This window comes from Photobacterium carnosum (genome assembly GCF_002849605.1).
Classification (GTDB): Bacteria; Pseudomonadota; Gammaproteobacteria; order Enterobacterales; family Vibrionaceae; genus Photobacterium; species Photobacterium carnosum.
Genome location: NZ_NPIB01000009.1, coordinates 64,035 through 89,122, shown reverse-complemented (window position 1 = coordinate 89,122; position 25,088 = coordinate 64,035). Strand labels below are relative to the sequence as shown.

General features: G+C 39.1%; 23 protein-coding genes. 14 read left to right on the top strand and 9 right to left on the bottom strand.

The window, feature by feature from the left end:
- From rsxD to nth, 4 genes are all read left to right on the top strand, one after another.
- Positions 1-1,047: an electron transport complex subunit RsxD gene (rsxD, locus tag CIK00_RS09580; protein ID WP_045040334.1), complete on the top strand. Its 1,047-nt coding sequence runs from the start codon at positions 1-3 to the stop codon at positions 1,045-1,047.
- 14 nt (positions 1,048-1,061) lie between these two features.
- Positions 1,062-1,694: an electron transport complex subunit RsxG gene (rsxG, locus tag CIK00_RS09575; protein ID WP_101768692.1), complete on the top strand. Its 633-nt coding sequence runs from the start codon at positions 1,062-1,064 to the stop codon at positions 1,692-1,694.
- Between the two features lie 2 nt (positions 1,695-1,696).
- A complete protein-coding gene (locus tag CIK00_RS09570; protein ID WP_101768651.1) occupies positions 1,697-2,398 on the top strand; it encodes an electron transport complex subunit E in 702 nt (233 codons plus the stop codon).
- A gap of 147 nt (positions 2,399-2,545) precedes the next feature.
- The gene (nth, locus tag CIK00_RS09565) at positions 2,546-3,181 is read left to right on the top strand and encodes an endonuclease III (protein ID WP_101768650.1); all 636 of its coding nucleotides are present in this window, start codon (positions 2,546-2,548) and stop codon (positions 3,179-3,181) included.
- Positions 3,182-3,251: 70 nt separating this feature from the next.
- Here nth and motY read toward each other — a convergent pair whose 3' ends face one another.
- Positions 3,252-4,148, bottom strand: coding sequence for a flagellar protein MotY (motY, locus tag CIK00_RS09560; RefSeq protein WP_101768649.1), 897 nt, complete (start codon positions 4,146-4,148; stop codon positions 3,252-3,254).
- A 201-nt stretch (positions 4,149-4,349) separates the two neighbouring features.
- Here motY and rnt point away from each other — a divergent pair, with 201 nt between their 5' ends.
- Complete coding sequence (gene rnt, locus CIK00_RS09555) at positions 4,350-5,012, top strand: ribonuclease T (RefSeq protein WP_101768648.1); 663 nt, start codon at positions 4,350-4,352, stop codon at positions 5,010-5,012.
- Positions 5,013-5,485: 473 nt separating this feature from the next.
- Positions 5,486-6,808 (top strand): Na+/H+ antiporter family protein, encoded by a 1,323-nt coding sequence (locus CIK00_RS09550; protein ID WP_101768647.1) that lies wholly within the window; start codon positions 5,486-5,488, stop codon positions 6,806-6,808.
- A 92-nt stretch (positions 6,809-6,900) separates the two neighbouring features.
- Here CIK00_RS09550 and grxD read toward each other — a convergent pair whose 3' ends face one another.
- Positions 6,901-7,239, bottom strand: coding sequence for a Grx4 family monothiol glutaredoxin (grxD, locus tag CIK00_RS09545; protein ID WP_101768646.1), 339 nt, complete (start codon positions 7,237-7,239; stop codon positions 6,901-6,903).
- A 329-nt stretch (positions 7,240-7,568) separates the two neighbouring features.
- On the opposite strand from grxD, the gene sodB reads away from it, so the two are divergent.
- The gene (sodB, locus tag CIK00_RS09540; RefSeq protein ID WP_101768645.1) at positions 7,569-8,159 is read left to right on the top strand and encodes a superoxide dismutase [Fe]; all 591 of its coding nucleotides are present in this window, start codon (positions 7,569-7,571) and stop codon (positions 8,157-8,159) included.
- Positions 8,160-8,228: 69 nt separating this feature from the next.
- On the opposite strand, the gene asd is transcribed toward sodB, so the two are convergent.
- Positions 8,229-9,347: an aspartate-semialdehyde dehydrogenase gene (gene asd / locus CIK00_RS09535; RefSeq protein WP_167388542.1), complete on the bottom strand. Its 1,119-nt coding sequence runs from the start codon at positions 9,345-9,347 to the stop codon at positions 8,229-8,231.
- Positions 9,348-10,066: 719 nt separating this feature from the next.
- On the opposite strand from asd, the gene nhaC reads away from it, so the two are divergent.
- The 4 genes from nhaC (at position 10,067) to CIK00_RS09515 (ending at position 14,348) form a co-directional block, all read left to right on the top strand.
- Entirely contained in the window at positions 10,067-11,518 is a 1,452-nt protein-coding gene (nhaC, locus tag CIK00_RS09530; protein WP_101768644.1) for a Na+/H+ antiporter NhaC, read from the top strand.
- 426 nt (positions 11,519-11,944) lie between these two features.
- A complete protein-coding gene (locus CIK00_RS09525; RefSeq protein ID WP_101768643.1) occupies positions 11,945-12,676 on the top strand; it encodes a nucleoside recognition domain-containing protein in 732 nt (243 codons plus the stop codon).
- Positions 12,676-13,137 (top strand): YjiG family protein, encoded by a 462-nt coding sequence (locus CIK00_RS09520; RefSeq protein ID WP_101768642.1) that lies wholly within the window; start codon positions 12,676-12,678, stop codon positions 13,135-13,137. Before CIK00_RS09525 ends, CIK00_RS09520 begins: the two co-directional genes overlap by 1 nt.
- Before the next feature lie 86 nt (positions 13,138-13,223).
- The gene (locus CIK00_RS09515; RefSeq protein WP_101768641.1) at positions 13,224-14,348 is read left to right on the top strand and encodes a M20 family metallopeptidase; all 1,125 of its coding nucleotides are present in this window, start codon (positions 13,224-13,226) and stop codon (positions 14,346-14,348) included.
- 143 nt (positions 14,349-14,491) lie between these two features.
- Here CIK00_RS09515 and CIK00_RS09510 read toward each other — a convergent pair whose 3' ends face one another.
- Positions 14,492-14,860, bottom strand: coding sequence for a nitrous oxide-stimulated promoter family protein (locus tag CIK00_RS09510; RefSeq protein ID WP_101768690.1), 369 nt, complete (start codon positions 14,858-14,860; stop codon positions 14,492-14,494).
- Between the two features lie 295 nt (positions 14,861-15,155).
- Entirely contained in the window at positions 15,156-16,169 is a 1,014-nt protein-coding gene (gene yejK / locus CIK00_RS09505; RefSeq protein WP_101768640.1) for a nucleoid-associated protein YejK, read from the bottom strand.
- A gap of 76 nt (positions 16,170-16,245) precedes the next feature.
- On the opposite strand from yejK, the gene CIK00_RS09500 reads away from it, so the two are divergent.
- Both CIK00_RS09500 and CIK00_RS09495 read left to right on the top strand, forming a co-directional pair.
- Positions 16,246-16,464 (top strand): YejL family protein, encoded by a 219-nt coding sequence (locus tag CIK00_RS09500; protein ID WP_101768639.1) that lies wholly within the window; start codon positions 16,246-16,248, stop codon positions 16,462-16,464.
- 54 nt (positions 16,465-16,518) lie between these two features.
- Positions 16,519-18,387 (top strand): DUF3413 domain-containing protein, encoded by a 1,869-nt coding sequence (locus CIK00_RS09495; protein ID WP_101768638.1) that lies wholly within the window; start codon positions 16,519-16,521, stop codon positions 18,385-18,387.
- Positions 18,388-18,450: 63 nt separating this feature from the next.
- On the opposite strand, the gene CIK00_RS09490 is transcribed toward CIK00_RS09495, so the two are convergent.
- On the bottom strand, positions 18,451-18,723 hold the full coding sequence (locus CIK00_RS09490; RefSeq protein ID WP_101768637.1) for a hypothetical protein: 273 nt from the start codon (positions 18,721-18,723) through the stop codon (positions 18,451-18,453).
- Positions 18,724-18,999: 276 nt separating this feature from the next.
- Between CIK00_RS09490 and CIK00_RS09485 the strand changes: the two genes are divergently transcribed.
- Positions 19,000-20,622 carry a GGDEF domain-containing protein gene (locus CIK00_RS09485; RefSeq protein WP_101768636.1) on the top strand — a complete coding sequence of 541 codons (1,623 nt, stop codon included), beginning with the start codon at positions 19,000-19,002 and terminating at the stop codon, positions 20,620-20,622.
- Between the two features lie 66 nt (positions 20,623-20,688).
- Here the strand turns inward: CIK00_RS09485 and CIK00_RS09480 are convergent, their stop codons facing one another.
- From CIK00_RS09480 to selD, 3 genes are all read right to left on the bottom strand, one after another.
- Entirely contained in the window at positions 20,689-22,641 is a 1,953-nt protein-coding gene (locus tag CIK00_RS09480; protein ID WP_101768635.1) for a DNA topoisomerase III, read from the bottom strand.
- A 234-nt stretch (positions 22,642-22,875) separates the two neighbouring features.
- On the bottom strand, positions 22,876-23,964 hold the full coding sequence (gene mnmH, locus CIK00_RS09475; RefSeq protein ID WP_101768634.1) for a tRNA 2-selenouridine(34) synthase MnmH: 1,089 nt from the start codon (positions 23,962-23,964) through the stop codon (positions 22,876-22,878).
- Entirely contained in the window at positions 23,964-24,998 is a 1,035-nt protein-coding gene (gene selD, locus CIK00_RS09470; RefSeq protein WP_101768633.1) for a selenide, water dikinase SelD, read from the bottom strand. The genes mnmH and selD overlap by 1 nt, the downstream gene beginning before the upstream one ends.
- Between the last annotated feature and the right edge of the window lie 90 nt (positions 24,999-25,088).

Sequence of the window (25,088 nt, the reverse complement as noted above, 5' to 3'; positions counted from 1 at the left end):
GTGGCTTTTAATATTGCCAGCTCACCCCATGCACATAATCGTCGCAGCACAAGTACCATCATGCGTACGGTTATTTTATGTGCAGCTTTTGGTGTTATTGCTCAATGCTACTTTTTTGGGTTGGGAACACTGATCCAAATTGTTTTCGCCTCTTTGTGTGCACTTACATTTGAAGCAATTGTACTTAAATTACGTCAACGTCCATTAGCACCTTATTTACGTGATAATACTGCACTATTAACTGGGGTATTAATTGGTATTTCTATTCCCCCACTGGCACCGTGGTGGATCACCGTTATTGGCGTATTCTTTGCGATTGTTGTCGCGAAACACCTCTATGGTGGCATGGGTCAAAACCTGTTTAACCCAGCAATGGTTGCTTATGTCGTATTATTGATTTCATTCCCCGTTCAAATGACAACATGGTTACCACCCGCATCATTAAGTGCTAACCCTGTGACCTTTATGGATAGCCTGTCTGCAATCTTTACTGGTTACACACCTGATGGTTTCAGTATCCAACAGCTAAAAATGTCCGTTGATGGCTACACCATGGCAACCCCATTAGATACTCTAAAAACATCGTTAAAAACTGGACTGACAATTGCAGAAGCAATGAAAAAACCAGTTTACGGTACACTGGCGGGCATTGGTTGGGAGTGGGTTAACATTGGTTTCTTATTAGGTGGTTTATTACTGCTTAAATTGCGTATTATTCAATGGCACATTCCAGTCGCAATGCTAACGTCATTACTGGTTATTAGTAGTGTTATGCATGTGCTTGATCCAAGTGTTGCTGCTTCACCGCTATTACATATGTTCTCTGGTGCAACCATGCTTGGCGCATTCTTTATCGCCACCGATCCAGTAACAGCCACAACCACCGTAAAAGGTCGACTGATCTTTGGTGCTTTTATTGGCGTAATGATCTACCTCATTCGTACTTGGGGTGGTTTCCCTGACGGGGTCGCCTTTGCAGTGCTACTCGCCAACTTATGTGTGCCAATCATCGATTACTACACTCGTCCACGCACTTATGGACACTAATAATGAGTATGCCCATGTTTAAATCCATGAAAAAAAATGGTCTGATTCTGGCTGTTTTTGCCTTACTGTCGACAGCATTAGTTTCTCTCACTCACTATTTAACGGCTGATCGTATTTTTGAACAACAGCAACAACAGTTACTGAATACGCTTAATCAAGTTATTCCTGTCGCAAGCCATGACAACCTACTTTATAAGAGTTGTACGCTAGTTAAAGATCTACGTTATATCGGTACTAAATCACCGATGCCCGCTTATATTGCAACTCAAGCGGGTAAAACAACAGGAATTGCAATTGAAGGAATTGCACCGGATGGATACAGTGGCGCAATCAAATTAATTGTTGGCCTAGATACTAAAGGAGTTATCACTGGCGTTCGTATTTTAGAGCAGCATGAAACTCCAGGACTGGGTGATAAAATTGAAACCACTGTCAGTGATTGGATCTATAGTTTCACAGGTAAGCGAGTCAATGGTGCTAACGATCCTAAATTCCATGTCCGTAAAGATGGTGGTGAATTTGATCAGTTTACTGGCGCAACCATTACTCCACGTGCTGTAGTTAAAGCGGTAAAAAATATCTCGTTGTACTGGCAAAATAATCAACAGCAGATCCTAAGCCAGCCACTAGACTGTCCGAGTGAATAATTATGACCACATCTTATAAAGAGTTGATGAAAAATGGCTTATGGTACAACAACCCAACTGTCGTGCAGTTGTTGGGTTTATGTCCATTACTCGCGGTATCATCAACAGCAACCAATGCACTGGGATTAGGACTTGCGACGACCATGGTTTTGGTGATGTCTAACTTTACTATTTCAGTCATTAGAAAATTAGTCCCATCAGAAATTCGCATACCTGTTTTTGTAATGATCATTGCATCACTGGTAACCTGCGTTCAGTTATTAATGAATGCCTATGTTTATGGCTTATATAAATCATTAGGTATCTTTATTCCGTTGATCGTAACTAACTGTATTATTATCGGTCGAGCAGAAGCCTTTGCCTCAAAAAATAAGCCATTACCTGCGGTATTAGATGGTTTATGGATGGGTCTAGGTATGACATCAGCGCTATTTTTACTGGGTGCAATGCGTGAAATTTTAAGTAAAGGCTCATTATTTGATGGTGCCAACCGCTTATTAGGTGATTGGGCGTCAGTACTGCATGTTCAAATATTTCATTTTGACAGTAGCTTTTTACTCGCAATGCTACCACCAGGCGCATTTATTGGCGTTGGTTTCATGATCGCTCTAAAAAATATTATTGATCAATATAAAGAAAAGAAACAATCACCCCAAGAACAACAACCAAAAGTGGAACGTGCACGTATTACTGATGTTAAGTAAGACGGTATTTGTGACTTTTCAGTACTAAAACTGGCTTTCGAGCCAGTTTTACTGTTGCTATAAATATTCTCAAATATGCTCATTATCCCTATAGGTGCTCACCCTTAATCATGGTGATATTGGCATTATATTGCGTCAGGAAAGACTATGAATAATAAAAAACGGGTTCAAATATTAGAACGATTACAAGCTGAAAACCCACATCCACAAACTGAACTGCATTGGACGACACCGTTTGAGTTGCTAATTTCGGTATTACTGTCAGCGCAAGCAACAGATGTCAGTGTCAATAAGGCCATGGATAAGCTGTACCCTATCGCTAATACACCCCAAGCTATTTTTGATCTTGGGGTTGATGGCGTAAAACAATACATAAAAACCATTGGCTTATTTAATTCTAAAGCTGAAAACGTTATCAAAACTTGTCGTTTATTACTCGATAAACATAACGGTGAAATTCCTGAAGATCGCGAAGCATTAGAAGCCTTACCCGGTGTCGGACGTAAAACAGCAAATGTCGTCCTTAACACAGCATTTGGTTGGCCAACTATTGCGGTTGATACTCATATTTTCCGTGTCTGTAATCGCACCAAGTTCGCTATTGGAAAAAATGTCGAACAAGTAGAACAAAAATTACTAAAAGTAGTCCCTGCCGCATTTAAAGTTGATGTCCACCACTGGCTTATTTTACAAGGCCGTTATACCTGTATTGCACGTAAACCCCGTTGTGGTAGCTGCATTATTGAAGACCTTTGTGAGTATAAAGATAAAGTGGAAATTTAATTGTAATGCTGCGAGTAACAAGAGTGAAAGCAGCCTTTCTAGCACGTTCAACCGATAATTTACTTACGTTTTACGCTTTACTACGTCCTAATGAAATCACCACTCGGCGGTTTTGATTACGACCAACAGGGGTTGAGTTATCCGCAATCGGTCTTCTTTTTCCATAGGCTTCGACTTGAATTCGATTTTCAGGTAAACCTAACGCCTTAAAATAGCCTTCAATTTTAGTAGCGCGCTGTTCTGATAAACGCTGACCTTCAACCGTACCGAGGGCGGAATCACTGTATGCCGCCACCAGCACTAAATCAATATCATCCGAATAGCGAACATAATCAGCAATTTGTGCCAATCGTTGCTGTGACATATTATCCAACTCATCACTGTTACTATTATAATGCAGAATTGTAAAGGCTATATCATCAAAGCTAAACGGCATTAATTTAGTCAAACACTGGCTAAAATCTTGATATGCTTTATTAAAATTTACCGCTGACAAACCGACTTCCAATTGGCGTTGTTGCTGTACTGACCACGTTTTATAACTAAAAGTAGGATTACGCCCATCTTCTAGTTCAGCTAACATTTGCCATGCGGTATTACCTTCAATGTACCCATCAAATTGTTTGAAAAACTTCAAATTAATCATCGCATAAGCCGCATCACCCGGCATCCATAACGGTGGCATTGATGTGAGTTTAACGTTACGAGTAGCCCCCAGTTGGCGATTCATTTTTAATTCAAAATGGATATTCATTTTTTTACTTGAAAGAACTGAAAATTGCGCACGGCCATAACTGGGAATAATATGATTAAGACGGCATTCTAATGGGGTATCAACCACTACTTGCCATTGTGATTGGCTTGGTTGAGCCAAATAATTTTTAGCTACAGCCATTGGCATTGAGAAAAACACACTCAGGATCAATCCAATTTGCAACCAAGGTGTTAATAATTTAATTGAATTCATTTTATAACCAAATTAGAAGAAAATAATACAACAGCAATTACAACAATATACTTCTATATCGGCATCCATGATGCGAGCTTTAGCTTTCTCTTCTTTTACAAAATTACTAATTCATAAAATCAAATCCAATAGTTTAACAGCAATGAAATTAAGCCGTTAATCTGCCATAATATCGGATTCTATTATTTTGACAGCAGTGCTATGAGCCAAGATAACCAATTTAACACCCTAAAAAGTCGCTTTCGCGGCTACTTTCCTGTCGTCATTGACGTTGAAACTGCAGGTTTTGATTCAAAAACAGATGCCTTATTAGAAATTTGTGCTGTCACTTTACAGATGGATGAGGATGGTTGGTTAAAACCTGCAACAACTATTCATTTCCATGTTGCACCTTTTGAAGGCGCAATTTTACACAAAGAAGCCTTAGAATTTAATGGTATTCGCGACCCGTTTAGCCCATTACGTGGTGCAGTATCAGAAGAAGTGGCACTGAAAGAAATTTATAAGCAAATCAGAAAAGAACAAAAACACACTGATTGCACTCGTGCGATCATGGTGGCGCATAACGCAACGTTTGATCATAGTTTTGTGATGGCAGCATCTGAGCGTGCAAAACTAAAACGTAACCCATTCCATCCGTTTGCGACCTTTGATACTGCCGCATTAAGTGGGTTAGCATTTGGACAAACAGTGCTTGCAAAAGCTTGCCAAACCGCAGAAATCCCATTTGATAATCGTGAAGCACACTCAGCGCTATACGATACCGAACGTACCGCTGAATTGTTTTGTAAAATAGTCAATAAGTGGAAACAATTAGGTGGGTGGCCGCTATGCACTCCCACAGAAGAGCCATCAGCAGAATAAGTATTTATCCTTCTCCTGCTCTTTATTAAGCCCATCTTAGTATGGGTTTTTTTATACTCCTGCAATAATTCCAACTCAAAAAATTAAATCCGACAATAATCCCCGCGGTTACACAATAAATGCAAACTGAAATAGCATCATTTATAAATACAAAGGGGTAAAACACAACGATTAACGATAAAAATGTAATGATGACAACACCTTAAACTTTTATTTAATAAAACTAACTATAATAAAATCGGATTAAATACCTACCTTTTTTTGTTATATAAAACAATATGATATTTTTTATATGCCCGTTGTTAGATATAAATATCAGTATAAAATTAGTGCTCGACAAATGCTGAAAATCAAGCACACTGTGATATATGAGATCAAAGTCTCATATATCACAATTAAATCGCGTGTTGCAGTGATTATCACTGACAAACAAACGAAGTAATAATACAAACAACGGATGGAACTCACGTTTTATGAACCCTGTAATTATCGCCGTATGCATCATGCTGGTACTCGCTTTAATGCGAGTCAATGTCGTGGTTGCACTTACATTTAGTGCCATTATTGGTGGCCTCATCGGAGGGTTATCCCTTACCGATGCTGTTTCAGCCTTTGAAGGTGGTTTAGGCGGAGGTGCAACAACAGCCCTAAGCTACGCCATGTTAGGTGCTTTTGCTGTCGCTATTTCGCGTTCAGGCATTACCGATGTCCTCGCTCAAAAAGTTATTAAACACATTAGCGGCCATGAAAATATCGCGGCGGCTACTGGTGTAAAATATAGCGTTCTTATCATTTTAGTGTTACTAGCCATTTCTTCTCAGAACGTTATCCCTGTCCATATCGCTTTTATTCCAATTGTAATTCCACCATTACTGCATGTGTTTGCCAAACTTAAACTTGATCGACGCTTAATTGCCTGTGTATTAACGTTTGGTTTAGTAACACCTTATATGGTACTTCCTATTGGTTTTGGCGGTATTTTCCTAAATAATATTCTACTGAAAAACTTACATGATAATGGGTTAGATGTTGTAGCAAGCCAAGTGCCGATTGCCATGATATTGCCAGCTTGTGGGATGTTGTTTGGTTTATTAACCGCTATTTTTGTAAGCTACCGTAAACCACGCGAATACTCAGTAGCAAAAATTCTTGCCAGTGAACCAGAGAAAAAAGTCATTGATATGCGCCATGTTTATGTTGCTGTTGGTGCCATTTTTGCCGCATTAGGCGCACAACTTTATAGTGGTTCAATGATTATCGGCGGCTTAGTCGGTTTTATGGTGTTTACATTTACTGGCGTCATCAAGTGGAAAGAAACCCACGATGTGTTTACTAAAGGTGTGCACATGATGGCAATGATCGGTTTTATTATGATCGCGGCAGCAGGTTTTGCGGCAGTAATGAAAGCAACGGGTGGTGTTGAAACCTTAGTTAACTCATTAGAAGGTGTTATCGGCAATAACAAACCATTGGCGGCATTATTAATGCTCGTTGTTGGTCTATTAGTCACTATGGGAATTGGTTCTTCATTTTCAACCATTCCAATTCTAGCGACTATTTACGTGCCATTATGTTTGTCTTTTGGTTTCTCACCAATGGCAACAATTGCTATCGTAGGTACAGCAGCTGCGCTGGGTGATGCAGGTTCTCCAGCCTCTGACTCAACCTTAGGTCCAACATCTGGTTTGAATGCCGATGGACAACATGACCATATTAGGGATTCTGTAGTACCAACGTTTATCCACTACAACTTGCCATTGATTGCCTTTGGCTGGATAGCGGCAATGATACTTTAGTGATCTAAGACTACGTATTAAATACAAAAAAACCGCCAACAATTTGTGGCGGTTTTTTTATCAGTGCAAAATAACACACTTAGCAAACTAACTTATTCAGCAGCTTGTGCATCACGACGTGCAGCAGACTCTTTAATTAATGTCTGTAATTCACCTTTTTGGAACATTTCCAAAATGATGTCACAACCACCAATTAGCTCACCGTCAATCCATAATTGTGGGAATGTTGGCCACTGTGCATAGATAGGTAATTCAGCACGAATGTCAGGGTTTTGAAGAATATCTACAAACGCAAATTTTTCACCGCAGTTCATTAGCGCTTGTGATGCTTGTGATGAGAAGCCACAGCTTGGTAATTTTGGAGAGCCTTTCATGTACAACAAAATAGCGTTATCTGTAATTTGTTGTTTAATTTTATCGATAGTTTCCATAACTTCCTCGTCCGATTCTAATAATCATTTGTTATAAACCCTACCATTCTACTTGGTTATCGTCACCAATAAAAATACTTTCAAATTATGTTTAGCTGCTCTTTTAAGCAATAAAGCGCAATCTTAGTTATATTGATATCTATTCAGTGGTTATTGACCTTACCAATAACGAGGTATAGGGTATTTTTTTAAGCTTAATGCTTTTAATAAACAAAAAACTTGCTAAAATAAAACGGTCAGATTCAAATAATAAGTAGGCGCCAACGTCTACTAGAAGTAATGTCGGGGGCATAAGCCCAATAACAACAATTAAAATGGAGAATTGAGCAATGGCATTTGAACTACCAGCTCTACCGTACGCAATCAACGCTCTTGAGCCACATATTTCTCAAGAAACGCTAGAATACCATTACGGTAAGCATCACAACACTTACGTTGTTAAGCTAAACGGTCTTGTAGAAGGTACTGACCTTGCTGAAAAATCTCTTGAAGAAATCGTACAGACTTCTACTGGTGGTGTTTTCAACAACGCAGCTCAAGTATGGAACCACACATTCTACTGGCATTGCCTAGCTCCAAACGGCGGCGGTGAGCCAACAGGCAAATTAGCAGATGCAATTGTTAAAGCATTTGGTTCTTTCGCAGAATTCAAAGCTAAATTCACAGATTCAGCAATTAACAACTTTGGTTCAGGCTGGACATGGTTAGTTAAAACTGAAGATGGCGCATTAGAAATCGTTAACACTTCAAATGCAGGTTGCCCTATTGCAGAAGAAGGTCTGAAAATGACACCACTTCTAACTGTCGATGTTTGGGAACACGCTTACTACATTGATTACCGCAATATGCGTCCAAGCTACATGAATGCATTCTGGGCATTGGTAAACTGGGATTTCGCTGCTAAAAACCTAGCCGCTTAATTTACAGTAGTAAAAATACTAAAAACCCGCTTATTTAAGCGGGTTTTTTTATGACTCTAATCTTTAATATTAGGCTTTAGCGGCTAACAAGATACGTAACGTACGTCGTAATGGCTCAGCAGCTCCCCAAAGTAACTGATCGCCAACCGTAAATGCATTAAGGTACTCATCACCCATCGCTAATTTACGCAACCGTCCCACAGGTACTGATAATGTTCCTGTTACTTTCGCTGGACTCAATTCTTGAACAGTTATATCGCGTTCATTAGGGATCACTTTTACCCAATCATTATGGGATGCAATAATCGCTTCCACTTCATCAAGTGGTACATTTTTCTTAAGCTTTAATGTTAACGCTTGGCTATGGCAACGCATCGCTCCGATACGTACACACGTACCATCAATTGGAATAGGGTTGTCTTGCAAACCTAAAATCTTATTGGTTTCAACTGACGCTTTCCATTCTTCTTTGCTTTGACCATTATCACGTTTAACATCAATCCATGGAATCAATGAACCAGCCAGTGGCGCTCCAAATTCTTGAGCAGGAAAATCTTTAGCACGTAATGTTTGCGCGACTTTACGATCAATATCTAAAATCGACGTTGCAGGGTTGGCTAACTCACTAGCAACGGAATCATTAACTACACCCATTTGGCGGATTAACTCGCGCATGTTCTTTGCGCCAGCGCCTGATGCAGCTTGATAAGTTTGTGATGTCATCCACTCAACTAATCCTGCTTTATATAAGCCACCAACGGCCATAAGCATTAAACTAACAGTACAATTACCGCCAACATACGTATTAATGCCGCTATGAATACCTTGTTGGATCTGATCAAAGTTAACCGGATCAAGAGTGATAATTGAATCAGACTCCATACGTAACGTTGATGCCGCATCAATCCAATAGCCTTTCCAACCAGCTTGGCGTAATGCTGGATACACTTTCTCAGTATAACTACCACCTTGGCAGCTAATAATTACATCAAGTCGCTTCAAAGCCTCAAGATCAAACGCATCTTGTAATACACCGGCATCTTTTACAAAATTAGGTGCCGCTAAACCCACTTGTGATGTGGTAAAAAAGACCGGATCGATAACAGCAAAGTCACCTTCCTCAATCATACGCTGCATTAATACAGAGCCCACCATGCCACGCCAACCCACAAAACCTACAGTCATCATTTGCGATTACACTCCCTGTTGTATTGAAATTATATTGAAATTTCTTTATTCATCTATAGAGATTTACAAGATTAAAAACAAGCATAATTTTCAATTATAAATAAAAAAATACTGAAGATTAACATAACCATATTTTACCGCTTAATTATCATTTGAATTTCTTATCAGTCACATTAGGTTTTGTTATCAACAGTAAAAACACAAAAAAAAAGAATAAAAACCAACCGTTAATCGTTCAAAAACAAACTTTAATGTATATTTAAAGAGCTTACTTATGCGTTATGCAACTAAATTAGTAAAAAGTTAACATTGTCATATCTTTGAAAAAAATGCCTTTCCCTGATAATCTTCAGCGCTGTGATTAAGTAGCGAGATAGTTCATAACTCTTATCATTAATAGCTTTTTATGCTTTATCTATTACTTTTTGTACTATTTTTACAGATACACTATGACTTTATAATAAATATAAAACACAACATAAGAACCATCAATTAACACTAAAAGAACAACTAAAGTCAGTGTTTTACGAAAGAGCAGTACCAAAAAGACTTAGATCACAGAAAGAAACATTATTTATCACGATGATAAATCAATTTGATAGAGTAGCGCCGATTCAAGCGCCGTCTTTTTCAATCCGATCTAAAAACCAATGATAAATAGTATTGATTGGTTGGGTTGATCCCAATTTCAACAAACTCGATAAAACAAGGTTAGAAGTATGGAAAAACAGACAATTGTGAAACTACCCTCAGTAATGCAAGTCATTATTGCCCTCGGTATTTTCCTTGCCCTTGCATTCTCTTTTACCTCAAAATTGAATTTGCCAATCCAGCTAGCGTTATACATTGGTTGGTTTGTGATTATTGCATTAGGTATTAAACTTGGACACGATTACAAATCGTTAGAAAAAGCAGCGACTAAAGGTATTGCTAACGGTTTAGGTGCAGTATTAATCTTATTAGCTGTTGGTTCATTAGTCGGCACTTGGATTGCTGGCGGTATTGTTCCCACCATCATCTATTACGGACTTGAAGCGATTCACCCTTCCATTTTCTTGCTAGCAACAATGATCATCTGTTCATTAACCGCATTAGCAACAGGCACATCTTGGGGCGCTGCGGGTACTGCGGGTATTGCGATGATGGGTATTGGTCAAGGTTTGGGTATTCCCGCACCAATGACAGCGGGTGCCGTCCTTTCTGGCTGTTATTTTGGTGATAAAATGTCACCACTATCAGATTCAGTGATCCTTGCCTCTTCAATGTCTAATGTTGAGATCATGGAACACATCAAAGGCATGTTACCTATTGCGCTTATCAGCTATATCATCACAGGTATTCTATTTACAGCAGTCGGTTTCCACTATGCTGGTAGTGTTGATATGTCACAGGTTGATTCTGTAATTGCGGCAATGGATAAGCAATTTGTTATTTCGCCATTATCTTTTATTCCCGTCATTATCGTACTGGTGCTATTAGCATTCCGTTTACCTTCTTTCCCTGTTATTTCATTTGGTTCACTACTCGGTATTGTATGGGCCATTATGGTTCAGGGCATGGATCCTCTTAAAGCGATCAACGCCGCTTGGGCACCATTCTCTATCAGTTCAGGGGTTGAGTTTATTGATGCCATCTTGAACCGTGGCGGTATGTCATCGATGCTGGGTTCAGTAGCGGTTATTATCTTTGGTTTAGGTTTTGGTGGCTTACTTGATAAAGTCGGCGTACTACAAACTATTGCCCGTTTATTTGAGCGTAGAGTCAACTCAGCAGGTAGCCTTGCCGTTTCTACTATTGCAACCGCTTTCTTGGGTAACGTATTTGGTTCAGCAATGTACGTATCATTAATTCTAACGCCAAAAATTTGTGCCAAGAACTATGACCGTTTAGGTTACCAACGTAAAAACTTGTCTCGTAATGCCGAGTTTGGTGGCACGCTCACCTCTGGCATGGTGCCGTGGAGTGATAATGGTATCTATATGGCGAGTATTTTAGGTGTTGCAACCTTCTCTTACGCACCATTCATGTGGCTCAGCTTTGTCTGCATTATCGTTACCATTGTGACGTCTTACATGGGTTGGTTTGTAGATCGTTGTCCACCAGCAAGTGCAGAACAACTAGCAGAAGATGACGAAGATGAACTAATGACAATAAAACGTTTAACGTCATAAGCTGTATTACATCATCTCGATTACATTAACGCACTTCTAAAGAAGTGCGTTTTTTTATTAAAACAAAGATAAAAAAACGCATTTTCCAATCTAGAACTAATAACTCAACCAATTGATACCTAAAAGGTATTTATTAAAAATACGTATATATCCCCCATTCCTACTCGTCACGACATCCCCTTTATTGACTCAACTATCAGCACCTTTATAGAGCCAGTTCACAAATATAAGATCCACATTTCATCAAACTTACTATTCAATCCAACACCTTGACCCTTATCAATATTTCAAACTCATTTTTAATGAAAATACCGCTATTACCAAATTAACCACTAAATACAACATTTGAAAACGTAGCCATCAAAATAATTATCGGTGTTTATTTGGTAAACCATTTTTTATTTTACGTTTTATAAGGATATATCGATGAATAATAATGCAATAGAAGGTCGTAAAGTTACCATTGGCAGCTACCTTGCCCTCATTTTTGCCGTCATTTTCTTTTCAGGCGCACTGCAATCAAATCAATGGTATGGCGTATTTGACTTCACAACCTTAAACGGCTCATTCGGTAATGTGGTTTATTCAGTTAACGATACCGCAGAAGGTGTAGAAGCCGCATCAACCTCATTCCGAGGCAAAGGCGGTAACGGTGCCCGTGATGGCTTTATTTTTGCGCTAACGTTAATTCCAACAGTAATGTTTGCTCTTGGTATGATCAATGTACTTGAACATTACGGTGCACTCGATGCTGCGCGTAAGTTATTAACCCCACTACTACGTCCATTAATGGGTATTCCTGGAAATTCAGGTTTAGCATTAATTGCCTCATTACAAAGTACCGATGCGGGTGCGGCGATGACCCGTCAGTTAAATGATGAGGGCCATCTAACCAAAAGAGAAACCGACATATTCACCATGTTCCAGTTCTCAGCAGGCGCAGCTATTGTTAACTTTTTCTCATCAGGTGCGGTGTTATTTACCTTAACCACAACATCAGGTGAACCCGCTGTTACCTCTTCTATCGGTCTTGCAGTTGCGATTATGTTTATCTTTAAATTCGTCGGCGCAAATATTTTCCGGGTGTATTTAAACATCACCGAAGGCAAAGACAACAAAGACACTAAACCAACGACTGTTGCTCAGGAAAACGCATAATGACTATTACAAAAAAACCAATGATTACTGATATTTTTATTGAAGGCGCTAAAAAAGGTTGGGTAATTGCTACTACCTCAACAGTACCTAACGTATTAATGGCGTTTGTGATCATCAAAGCATTACAAATCACCGGTGCATTGGAACTAATGGGGACATTATTCTCACCTATTATGGCTATTTTTGGTCTTCCAGGTGAAGCCGCGGCAGTATTAATTGGCGCATGGATGTCAATGGGCGGTGCGGTAGGTGTGGTTATTACCTTATTTGACCAAGGTATTTTAAATGGTGAACATATTGCCATTCTTGCTCCTGCGATTTATCTAATGGGCTCACAGGTGCAATACATAGGCCGTATTATGGGTCCAATTCGTACTGAAGGTCGTTACATTCCAATCATGATTGCTATTTCAGTTCTGAATGCCTTTGCCGCTATGTTTGTGATGAACGTATTAGTGTAATGACTTAACGCACTGGAGCTGTCTTCGTTCCAGTGTGGTCCTCTCTTTGATTACCGATAAGCCACCAATGGCTTGGAGCCTTTACTATGTCTTTTTCTCTCAATAATTATATTGAAGAACTACGCCCTCTTATTAATCTTGATTGCGGTACATTAACGGTTGATGGTATCGATGTTGTTGCAACCACCATGGCACAAAAATACCTTGATTTAGGTTGGAATGTTAAACGCATTGATTGTGGTATTGCAGGCACTGGTCTTGAAGTACGTAACAAGCCACTAGCAGATCATATTGATGTAATGCTAATTGGTCACATGGATACAGTATTCCCTGTTGGCACTGCTGCTGCTCGCCCGATGACTCACGATAATGAGCGCGCTTATGGTCCTGGTGTATCTGACATGAAATCAGGCTTATTAAGTGTGGTTTATGCTTTGCGTGATCTTGATCCTACCGCGATCGATGCTTTATCCATTTGTGTATGTATGAACCCAGATGAAGAAATCGGTTCGCTGCATTCAGAAACATGGCTAAAAAGCGTGGCCGTTAATGCTAAACATGTTTTAGTCGCAGAAGCTGCGCGTGCTGATGGCTCATTAGTTAAAGCGCGTAAAGGCATGGCACGTTACCGTTTAAGTTTCCACGGTAAAGCGGCTCACGCAGGTAATGAACCTCAAAATGGTCGCAGTGCGATCACAGAAATGGCACATTGGATTTTAGCGATTAATGCTATGACTGATTTTGACTCTGGCACCACATTAAATGCAGGGGTTGTCAGTGGTGGTGCTGGCGCTAACATTGTGCCTGATTTTGCAGAAGTGGTGGTTGATGTTCGTTTCTGGGATAACGATGAATATGCGGCGGTTGATGCTCAAATTCGCACACTAACAGAAACACCGTTTATTGATGGCGTAACAATTACGGTTGAGCGAGAAGCACATAAGCCGTCAATGGTGCCAAGCCCACAAACTGAAGTGTTAATGGCGCAAGTTGAAGCAGTCGGTCAAGAATTAGGGATTGATATTACGTGGCAAGCGGTTGGTGGCGGTTCTGATGCCAACCTAACTGCAGTATTAGGTATTCCAACTCTAGATGGTTTCGGTCCAATTGGCGCGGGTTTCCACAGTGCTGATGAATGGCTAGATTTAGCGTCGATTGAACCACGTATTCGTTTGTTACAACAAGTACTAGTGAAAATATCGCAACAATAATTGATAAAAAAACATTAAAAAAGGCTGCATTTCTGCAGCCTTTTCTCCTTTTAAGTAATACATAATGGCATTACCAAAGGAGGGACAATCTATTTTCAGTTGTTAGATCAAATCACTATTGGTTGAACGCAATAAATAGTGATTTAACTCGTTTTTGCGATAATATTGGCTTTCGCGGCTGACATTTGGACACTACGTAAATTGTCTAACTTAAAGTGTATAGCCCGAAATGGATGACGCCAAAAATAACGCGGATACGTCCAGCGTAAAATATGGATCATCTGAAGACGCTTCGCAGATTGATAGCAATGCCCAATACAATGCATACAACTTGGTTTCTGTTCACCAAGACGACAACCTGTTACTCTCTCTTCAACATACTCGATAAGACTTTCACATTCAGAGCACATTACGGCTCCACGGTGCAACGTTTTACAATATAAGCGAATCATCGCTTTCACTGTATTCAGTTCACGCTGCGAACGAACTGAATGATTGTTAATAACTATCATAGTTGTGCCATTATCCATCCATCCCCTGCAGTGCCAATGATAAAAATCAAATTTATGCAAAAATCAGAACCTAATGGGCAAAAATCATAACCACAATCGATCTAGTGGTGATTTATCACACTTTAATACATTGTTCGAATAAATTGCGAACAATGTACAAATATAAAAAGATACTCTCGATGTTCAATATCGGCGCTTTAAATAGCAAAAAACCACTGTGATATATGCAAATATTAGTGAGTGCATACTTCACAATGGCTTTATTTGTTACTAACAAGCGGCATAACAACCGTTATTAATTATCGCTATTTAAACGACGTAATAACTGATCTTTTAAATTAGGCGGCGTGCCTTTGATGGTTAATGTATCGGTTTCGGCAGCATAGAAAATACGCTCACCTAATAACATACTGTCAAAGTTAAGTGTCATACCACCACCTGAACCCACAAATTTGGTCAATTTACGCATTGCAGTACGATCGGCAGGAAAACTTTCTTCTAACTCATAACCTTGCTTAGAGGCAAAATCATAAAAGTTAGTGCCGTTATCAGAAGCAGGTAATTCACTCGATAATTCTTTGACGGTAACTTCATCACCAGCTTGCAGCTGACCATTACAATAATCATAGACTTGCTTACGATATTGTTGCTTTTCTTCTTTATCTAAGCGCGAATCTGCACAAAAATCTTCTACGGCTTGCATCAATACTTGATTTTGAACTTTTACATCTAAGCCAATTTCTGCTTGCATGAAATCAAGAAAGAAATCAGCAATTTTGCGGCCGACGCGTCCTTTAATAAAAGTTAAGTAACGCGTTGATTCAGGATTAGTTTCCCATGATGACAAATCAATACGAGCAACGATATCCATTTTATTAATATCAAGATAATCAGTCGCACTGATGCCTAATTGATCAGTTACTTTCATGCTATGGCTCGTCGGTAACATGCCAATAAACAAATAATCAGTTGCCAATGACTGATATTCAGCCATGACTAACGTACCCGCTTCAGCAAATGGATATTTAACTAATTCAGCCTGTAAACGTTGTACTGCTTGATTAGAAAATGTTAGGAAATCTAACTCACCTTGACGAAATTGTTTCAACCAATGGGAAAACTCACTATCTGCTGCAAAATGAGCAAAGCCTTTTGTGCCTTTACTGCTATAAATTCGATGTAATTCAGCAACAAGATCTTCAGTCGCAGAATCATTATCAAGCGTTTGATTTCTAAGATGAATTTCTAGCTCATCTTGGCCGTTTTTTACTAATTGATGTAGAATGACGTTCGAAAGTGTAAGACTCATAATGGAAAAGGTTTTCAGGAAAACTGAACTCTAGGTTATCATAAGTCGTTATCCTAAACATTAAACAAGATTTCCTATGCCAATTACTTCAAAATATAGCACTAAAAAAGTTGAACAAATCATTGATGACGTGTTCGATGTTCTAGACAAACATAAAACATCACCAGAATTAGCCTTAATGGTTGTGGGTGATATTGCTACTAATATTATCAATGCTAATGTACCTGTTGCACAACGTGCTGTTCTTGCACAAAAATTTGCAAAAGCACTACAGGCCTCAATTAAAAAAGATTAAGTTTAACGTTGTATAGTTAAACATGGCATTGAAGACTGAGAAGAATTGACATTTATGGTCGCCAGCACATACAAAGACAAAGTTTCCCTGCTAATTAGTTGGGGACACTGGTTTAGCTTTTTTAATATCATCGCGGCCATGTTATTGGGTACGCGTTATATTATTTATTCAGAATGGCCGACAACAACGATCGGGCAACTGTATCTAGGATTAAGCTGGATCGGACATTTCGGTTTCCTTGTCTTTGGTATTTACATACTGATCCTTTTTCCTGCCAGTTTTCTGATCCCCTCACAACGCTTAATGCGAGTGTTTGCGGTATTAGTTTCAACGGTAGGATTGACGACACTGTTACTCGATACTTATGCCTATCAAAGCGTCGACTTACATTTAAGTCCGCTCGTGTGGGATTTGTTATTAAGCGGTGAAAAAACAGAGTTAAATACACGCTGGCAATATCTATTTATCGTCGTTCCAGTCATATTCCTGATCGAGATGATATTCTCAGAATGGATCTGGCGTAAACTTAGAAAGCTAACCCGTAAAAACGTCGGTGGTCCCATTGCCATCATGTTCGGTCTATGCTTTCTAAGTAGCCACATTATTTATATCTGGGCGGATGCTAACCTTTACCGTCCCGTTACGATGCAACGCTCAAATTTCCCATTGTCATACCCAATGACCGCAAAAACGTTCATGGAAAAACATGGCTTATTAGATCGCCAAGAATATGTTAAACGCCAAGCACAACAAGGCATTAATAACAGTGAAATGATGCGTTACCCCATCGATAAAATTAATTTTATCGATAAAGGTACCAAGCAAAATTTACTGATTATTATGGTCGATAGTTTACGCAGTGATATGGTCAATACCACCACAATGCCAAACCTTACGGCTTTTGCTAATAACAATATTAATTTTACTGATAACTACAGTACCAGTAATAATAATAGTGGTGTCTTTGGCTTACTGTATGGCTTACCAAGTGGCTATGCCAATAGTATTCGAGCGGAAGGAAAATCCCCTTTATTACTTGATACTTTACAAGATCGAGATTATCACTTTGGCTTATTCAGTGGTGAAGGGTTTGAACAACCTATTTATCGTGATGCTATATTCTCAAAAACTCAGCTCGCAACCATTGATAATCTTGATAATGGCAAACGTACCCCAAGTGATCGTTTAGCGTATAATGATTGGCACCATTGGATAGAAAAACAAAAAGTCGATGATCCATGGTTTAGCCTACTTGAATTAACCTCAGTTGATCAATATGAAGAAAGTAGTGATTATCAAACTAAATTTACGCCATCTTTAGGCAGTAATTTACTCCATGATAAAAAAATAAACTCTAATGTATTACTTAAAAATAGCTACCGTAATGCGGCTTATCATATTGACACCATTTTAGGTAAAGTGTTTGCACAGTTAAAAGCACAAGGCATGATGGATAATACTATCGTGGTTGTGACGTCAAATCATGGCACTGAATTTAATGAAACGGGTAATAATAGTTGGGGCTCTGACAGTAATTACAGCAAGTACCAAATAAAAGTACCGATGATCATTCACTGGCCACAACACTCGGCTCAAGTTGTGACCCATCCAACCAGTAACCTTGATTTAGTACCTACATTGATGGAATCACTGTTTAATGTGGCGTCTAACCCATCAAATTACAGTTCAGGTATTAGTCTGTTTGATAATAATAGTGATCGTCGTTGGATCTTAGCGGGTAATAGTAATGATATTGTGGTGATTCAAAAAGGGACTACCACCGTTGTCGATAAATACGGTAATTACCGCGTTTATAACGATAAGTATCAGTTAATGGCTCAAGATAAACCAAAACTGTCGACACTGATGCAAGTTATGCATGAATTAAAACGTTTTTATGTACCAAATGATCTTAATAATTAACGTCAGATAATACTGAAAAAAGCAGCTTTCGAGCTGCTTTTTTTATAATTATCCTTTTTTCACCTACAGATAATCTACCTGATTATCCGCATAGCAATGTTCAAATCCATCTTGCCAGCCATTACGGTATTTTAATACTGTTGCCATTCGTTCAGGATCACGTCGAAAGCCATCAAGATATGTATTCCCTGCGACTGAACGGCTATAACAACCATCCTGATATCCATCAAGATAAGCACGCTCAAAACCAAGCTCTGCTAATTGCTGATGACGACTATTACTGCAACCATTTAATAAACTAAAACTTATCAGGCTCATCAGTAACAGATTCTTCATCTTATAATCCTTTTGTTCTCACTATAATAACGCCAATTAAAAATAATCATTTTTATAATTAGCGCTTTTTCTACAATAGGTTAAGAATAGATAATCAAGTTGAGTTTACGGTGTAAGATTAATAAGAATAATCACTAGTAAAGATGGATTAGATCTCACTTTTTAGTGTAAAACAGAATATATCACTAACTTGTGGCATATATCCTGCTAATTTCACAGATAATAGTTAACAATAACACCATCACTCACTAACTGATTCATGGAATAAGAGTATTAATGAACGAACAGATTGCAGTTTTCTATCAAACAGTTACTAAACAATGCAGTAATGCCCATAGCCTTAGAACTATTTGTGAATTAGTCTGTCGTAATCTTATTCAAAGCTTCTCTGTTAATCACCTGCAACTTATTATTAAATACAATAATGAATGGAAATTATTATTAGAACTAAACAGTAAGGGAATCCAATATTATTTCCCGCCAGCAATAATACCAACAACAAATGAACATTATTATAAAACTGTTCATTATTATAATAATAAAACCGAAGCTTCTATTGATATATTACCTAATTATCGTTATATATTAATTCCATTAAAACATCATTCAGCCATTATTGGTCACTTAACCATTGCCGTCCCATTAGAATCAAACCTTCAACCTAAACACCTGACGATACTAGCAGCATTACTCTCTGCTGAAATCACTACAGAATTAATCAAAAAATCCACAAAAAATCACAATATTGGACGTATCAACGCCGAAAAAGCATTACTTTCTAGTAAGGAACAACAAAAATCATTACTGAGTTATCTTCAAAATATGCATGATATTTCATTCCAATTATGGCGCAACAATATAATGGAAGATATGCTATTTATTGCCGTCGAGGAAGGTAAAAAACGGCTGAATATCGATAGAATGGCTATTTTTCTATTTGATGAACAAAAACAAATGCATGGTACTTTTGGCACCGATATTAATGGTAAGACTGTTGATGAATTTTATTTCAAATCTGCAATCCCTGATCAATGGTATGCCGCTAATACATTAAACGATAAAGAATATATTGCATTTCAAGAAAACACCCCGTTGTATCATGACCTAAAACAAATAGGTTTTGGTTGGAGTGCTTATATTGCTTTATGGGATGAAGATACGCCTATTGGATGGATTGCTTGCGACAATTTAATTACAGGCCAACCCTTATGTAATTATCATCATCAGTTACTTAAACAATATGGTTTTATTATTTCGCAACATATTTTACGGCTACGGGCAGCCGATAAACTTATCAAGCTCAATCATAATTTGGAACAGCGCGTACAAAGTCGAACTAAAGCACTCAATCAAGCTAATGAACAACTCCAAAAATTATCACGGATTGATGCACTCACTAATATCGCTAATCGGCGTGTCTTTGATGAGACAGTAATGACAGAATGGTGTCGAGCTAATCGGCTTGGATTACCACTATCATTACTCATATTAGATATTGATAATTTCAAAACCTATAACGATAAACTCGGTCATGCCGCAGGCGATCAATGTTTAAAAACTATCGCATCAGCACTCTCTAAAGTAGAACGTCGAGCAGGGACATTATTTGCCCGTTATGGCGGTGAGGAATTTGTGCTGTTATTACCAGGACAAGACCAACCAGCCGCAATTAATAACGCCCAACGTTTACTTAATGCAATGCATAATCTCGCATTACCTTTTCCTAGTGAATCTAAAAAAGATAAAGCGATTATGACGGTTAGTATTGGAGTAAGCACCATTATTCCATCTCAAACAATAACTTACGATGAATTTTTTAAAGATGTCGATAATGCTCTTTATCAAGCGAAAGCTGAGGGTAAAGATTGTTTTCGCGTGCTGCTACCTGAACTAATATAACGCAATGAATATTCACACAAGCAACAGCAACATTGAACCAAATAAAATCTAATTAATAATATTTAATCAGCTCTTACGCTTTGGTGTGGCTTTTGTTTTAGCCGCGGTGCCTTTTTTTGCATAGCTACGTTTCTTCGTTCGTGGTGTAAACTCAGGCGATGTTAGTGATCGTAAACTTGGTGGCACATCACTGACTTTTACCTGCTCCATTAAGGCTGTTACTTGTTGTTCTAATGCCGTCATAAACGGTTGATACGCACATTTTCTATCGGCCATATCATGCAGTTGATGTTCCCAATGCGCAGTCATATCAGGATAGGTCGATGTATCGGGTAAGGCGTAAATCAAGCCTTTCCCCGCCTCAGAAGCATGAATGGCTTTACCTTGGCGTTGTAATAACTGGCGCTTAAACAACATTTCTAAAATACCTGCTCGCGTTGCCTCAGTGCCTAAGCCATCGGTATCACGTAGTATTTTCTTTAATGACGCATCGGATACAAACCGCGCAATACCCGTCATTGCTTGTAATAACGTTGCCTCAGTAAATGCTTTTGGTGGCTCGGTCATTTTATCTTTGATCTCACCATCACGGCAGACCAATATGGTGCCTTTATCAAGTGGTGGCACTTTATCTGCTAAGTCACTGTCTTCTTTTTTATCATCACGGCCTAATAATGCTCGCCAACCTGGTGACATTAATTGACGACCTTTAGCTATAAATAGCCCCTGAGCGATAGTGAACACCAACTTAGCATCAGCATATTCTGCGGCTGGATAAAATTGCATTAAGTACTGGCGAGCAATTAACTGGTATATTTTCGCTTCATAACCGGTTAATACTGACGATGATTTAGGGGTTGGAATAATCGCATGGTGAGCATCTACTTTTTTATCATTCCATGCTTTTGATTTTAATGTCGTATTCGCATTATCTACCGCAGAAGCTAACTGGTTATCTGTCGTCGCAATAGCACGACAAACATCATTAGCTTGTTTGAAATGATCCGATGGTAAGTGACGACTATCTGAACGGGGGTAAGTGATCACTTTATGTTTTTCATACAGTGACTGACAGGTCGATAGTACATCCGCAGCACTCATACCAAACCGTTTCGCAGCATCAATTTGTAACGCTGATAACGAATATGGTAGCGGTGGCGCTGTTTTAGTTCGTTTACGTTCAGATTCCGTTACTTCTGCGGGTTGACCTTTAATCCGTGCGATTACATTTTCACACAGTTTACGGTTAAGAATCCGCCCTTCTGAATCTTGATGAGGCTCACACGATTTGCTGGGTTGCCACTTGGCATAAATCGTTTGCTCACCGTAAGCAATTAACGCCAAGACTTCATAAAATGGTTTGGCGACAAAATTAGCAATATCATCATCACGTCGAACAACCAGTCCTAAAATAGGAGTTTGCACTCGTCCAACCGATAACACACCTCGATAACCGCCCTTCTGCCCAAGTAAAGTATAAGCACGAGTCATATTCATGCCATATAGCCAATCGGCACGCGAACGTGCAAGGGCAGAGACAGATAACGGAATAAAATCACGGTTACTGCGCATTGTTGCTAAAGCTTTTTTAACCGCTGCTGGATTTAAATCTGAAATAAGCAGTCGTTGTGCCGCTGCTTTTTTAGTTTTGGATATTTTGACGTAATCAATCACTTCATCCACCAACAATTGTCCTTCACGATCGGGATCACCAGCATGTACTACAGACGTCGCTGTTTTTGCCAGTTTTTTAATAACCGCTAATTGTTGTTTAGCCGCTTGGCGGGGAATGAGTTGCCATTGCTGGGGCACAATCGGTAAGTCTTCCAAGTGCCACTTTTTATAGCGCTCGTCATAAGCATCAGGTTCAACTTGCTCTAACAAATGCCCAATACACCATGTGACAATATCGCCATTACCTACTTCAATATAGCCAGTATTATTTTTATGTGGACGAGGTAATACAGCGGCAATTGCTCGGCCTAAGCTTGGTTTTTCAGCTATATATAAGCAGCTCATGGGGATCTTTATCTGAAAGGATTAATGCTATGACTGTACCGAAAATGAATGCTAACGGCAAGATAACACTGGATATTAAACCAGTACTTGTTTAAGCGGTAATGCTTTTGTGCAACTGATCTTGAAAGATCATCAATGGTTAATGTAATGATCGCTAACAAAAAAAGCCAAACGCATCATATTATATTAATAGATGTGTTTGGCTTTTTATCAAATCGGTTTATAGCAAATAAACTAGCGAGCAGCTAACCAATCTTGTACTTGGTGGTAATCACCTCTAAATACGATACGATCAGCTTTTTTGCTTAATTGGTAAGTATACATAGGATCATAATACTCTTCTAACAAGGGTGCTAACCAAGCATCATGCTCAATTAATGACCCGTTAGATTGCATCATTTTCACTGCATGTTGTTGTGATTTAAGCATCACTTCATAACGTTCAAGGCCTAAACGCTTACGAATATTAAACATGCCTTTTTCTAAATACTCAGCAAATAAAATCCAACCTTGTTCCTCACCGTAATGAGCCACATAATCACGTTGCATTTTAATGACATAATCATCTAATAAACGCGCTAAACGCACATCGACAGGATCTTCAATAACGGCAATATCAGCGTCTTGCATCGCGCGATTGATCGATAAAGGAACAGTGGCACAACCAATGTTTTTACCTTCGTCTTCAAACACAAAATGTTCAATACCACGGTCTAATTTCTTAACCATTTGTACGGCAAGATCATTCTCAAATGCAATCTGAGTTCGCTGTGGTGTAACATAACGACCAAACGATGAACCACGGTGATGTGCCGCACCTTCAAGATCAAGGCCATTAGCCAATACATTAACCATAATAGTCTTACCGCTGCCCGTATTACCGGCAACAATTGACATTGGTTTAGCAGCAACATCTTCAATCGTATCAAGTAAATAACGACGTAATGCTTTATAGCCACCAGTAATAAACGGATAATCAATACCCGCGTCTTTTAGCCATTGCTGAGTAATTTGAGAGCGTAAACCACCACGGAAACAATAAAGGTAACCGTTTGGATTGGCTTCACAAAATGCTTTCCATTGCGCTACACGTTCTGCTTTAACATCACCATTAACTAACTTATGACCAAGCGCTATTGCCGCATCTTGACCTTTGTTTTTGTAACACGTACCAACAGCTGCACGTTCGTCATCCGTCATTAACGGACGACTATGAGCGGTTGGAAATGCACCTTGAATAAATTCAACAGGTGCTCGCATATCCATTAATGGTGTGTCGTTCAAAAACAGATGACGGAAATCTTCGCAATTGGGACGCGACATTAGCAAACCTCAATAAAGATATCGCTATCCATAGGTACAAGTTCACCAATAGCTTCCAGCAAGATGTTATGTTTTTTAGCAATCGCTTTTACTTCAGCTTCGCTACTTGGATCAACGGCTAACAGTAAGCCACCTGATGTTTGAGGATCACATAATAGTGCTTTTTGTTGATCCGTCATTTGACCCACTTTATGGCCGTAGCTCATAAAGTTACGCTCAGTACCACCAGGAACACAACCTTGAGCGATGTAATCATATACACCCGGTAATGTTGGAATTTTATCAAACCAAAGTTTTGCTTTTAGGTTGCTGCCTTCACAAATCTCAGTTAAGTGACCCATTAGACCAAAACCGGTTACATCTGTTAGTGCTTTTACGCCTTCAACATCAGCAAAGTCTGCGCCAGGTTTATTTAGCTTACACATCCAATCGCGTGCCAAACCTTTATGCTCATCAGCCAACTTAGATTGTTTTTCAGCTGTTGTTAATACGCCGATACCTAATGGTTTAGTTAAGAATAGATGACAACCTGCTTCTGCACTGTCATTACGCTTAACACGATCAGTACTAACTAATCCTGTTACAGCAAGACCGAAAATTGGCTCAGGAGCATCAATAGAGTGACCACCAGCAAGAGAAATACCTGCTTCGCGACACACTGAACGGCCACCATCAATCACTTTTTGAGCAATTTCAGGCGATAATACGTTTATTGGCCAGCCTAAAATAGCGATCGCCATGATAGGTTTACCGCCCATCGCGTAAATATCACTGATTGCGTTAGTGGCAGCAATGCGACCAAAATCAAATGGGTCATCCACGATTGGCATAAAGAAATCAGTAGTACTGATCACTGCTTGACCATTACCGATATCATAAACAGCAGCGTCATCTTTACTTTCATTACCGACCAATAAATTAGGATCAGCAAAAGGAGCTAATTGAGAACGCAGAATAGTATCAAGTACTTGGGGAGAAATTTTACAACCACATCCGGCACCGTGGCTGTATTGTGTTAGGCGAACATTTTCCATGACACGCTCCAAAATATAGAAAGAATTAGCGATTCTACTCTAGCCCTCGACAACTGTCATCTTTCCACCCCAAAAGCCGCTATTTTCTAT

Bases quoted from the DNA above. Each gene is read 5' to 3' on its own strand.
- rsxG (WP_101768692.1), top strand. From the start codon at position 1,062: ATGTTTAAATCCATGAAAAAAAATGGTCTGATTCTGGCTGTTTTTGCC.
- CIK00_RS09570 (WP_101768651.1), top strand. From the start codon at position 1,697: ATGACCACATCTTATAAAGAGTTGATGAAAAATGGCTTATGGTACAAC.
- nth (WP_101768650.1), top strand. From the start codon at position 2,546: ATGAATAATAAAAAACGGGTTCAAATATTAGAACGATTACAAGCTGAA.
- motY (WP_101768649.1), bottom strand. From the start codon at position 4,148: ATGAATTCAATTAAATTATTAACACCTTGGTTGCAAATTGGATTGATC.
- rnt (WP_101768648.1), top strand. From the start codon at position 4,350: ATGAGCCAAGATAACCAATTTAACACCCTAAAAAGTCGCTTTCGCGGC.
- CIK00_RS09550 (WP_101768647.1), top strand. From the start codon at position 5,486: ATGAACCCTGTAATTATCGCCGTATGCATCATGCTGGTACTCGCTTTA.
- grxD (WP_101768646.1), bottom strand. From the start codon at position 7,239: ATGGAAACTATCGATAAAATTAAACAACAAATTACAGATAACGCTATT.
- sodB (WP_101768645.1), top strand. From the start codon at position 7,569: ATGGCATTTGAACTACCAGCTCTACCGTACGCAATCAACGCTCTTGAG.
- asd (WP_167388542.1), bottom strand. From the start codon at position 9,347: ATGATGACTGTAGGTTTTGTGGGTTGGCGTGGCATGGTGGGCTCTGTA.
- nhaC (WP_101768644.1), top strand. From the start codon at position 10,067: ATGGAAAAACAGACAATTGTGAAACTACCCTCAGTAATGCAAGTCATT.
- CIK00_RS09525 (WP_101768643.1), top strand. From the start codon at position 11,945: ATGAATAATAATGCAATAGAAGGTCGTAAAGTTACCATTGGCAGCTAC.
- CIK00_RS09520 (WP_101768642.1), top strand. From the start codon at position 12,676: ATGACTATTACAAAAAAACCAATGATTACTGATATTTTTATTGAAGGC.
- CIK00_RS09515 (WP_101768641.1), top strand. From the start codon at position 13,224: ATGTCTTTTTCTCTCAATAATTATATTGAAGAACTACGCCCTCTTATT.
- CIK00_RS09510 (WP_101768690.1), bottom strand. From the start codon at position 14,860: ATGATAGTTATTAACAATCATTCAGTTCGTTCGCAGCGTGAACTGAAT.
- yejK (WP_101768640.1), bottom strand. From the start codon at position 16,169: ATGAGTCTTACACTTTCGAACGTCATTCTACATCAATTAGTAAAAAAC.
- CIK00_RS09500 (WP_101768639.1), top strand. From the start codon at position 16,246: ATGCCAATTACTTCAAAATATAGCACTAAAAAAGTTGAACAAATCATT.
- CIK00_RS09495 (WP_101768638.1), top strand. From the start codon at position 16,519: ATGGTCGCCAGCACATACAAAGACAAAGTTTCCCTGCTAATTAGTTGG.
- CIK00_RS09490 (WP_101768637.1), bottom strand. From the start codon at position 18,723: ATGAAGAATCTGTTACTGATGAGCCTGATAAGTTTTAGTTTATTAAAT.
- CIK00_RS09485 (WP_101768636.1), top strand. From the start codon at position 19,000: ATGAACGAACAGATTGCAGTTTTCTATCAAACAGTTACTAAACAATGC.
- CIK00_RS09480 (WP_101768635.1), bottom strand. From the start codon at position 22,641: ATGAGCTGCTTATATATAGCTGAAAAACCAAGCTTAGGCCGAGCAATT.
- mnmH (WP_101768634.1), bottom strand. From the start codon at position 23,964: ATGTCGCGTCCCAATTGCGAAGATTTCCGTCATCTGTTTTTGAACGAC.
- selD (WP_101768633.1), bottom strand. From the start codon at position 24,998: ATGGAAAATGTTCGCCTAACACAATACAGCCACGGTGCCGGATGTGGT.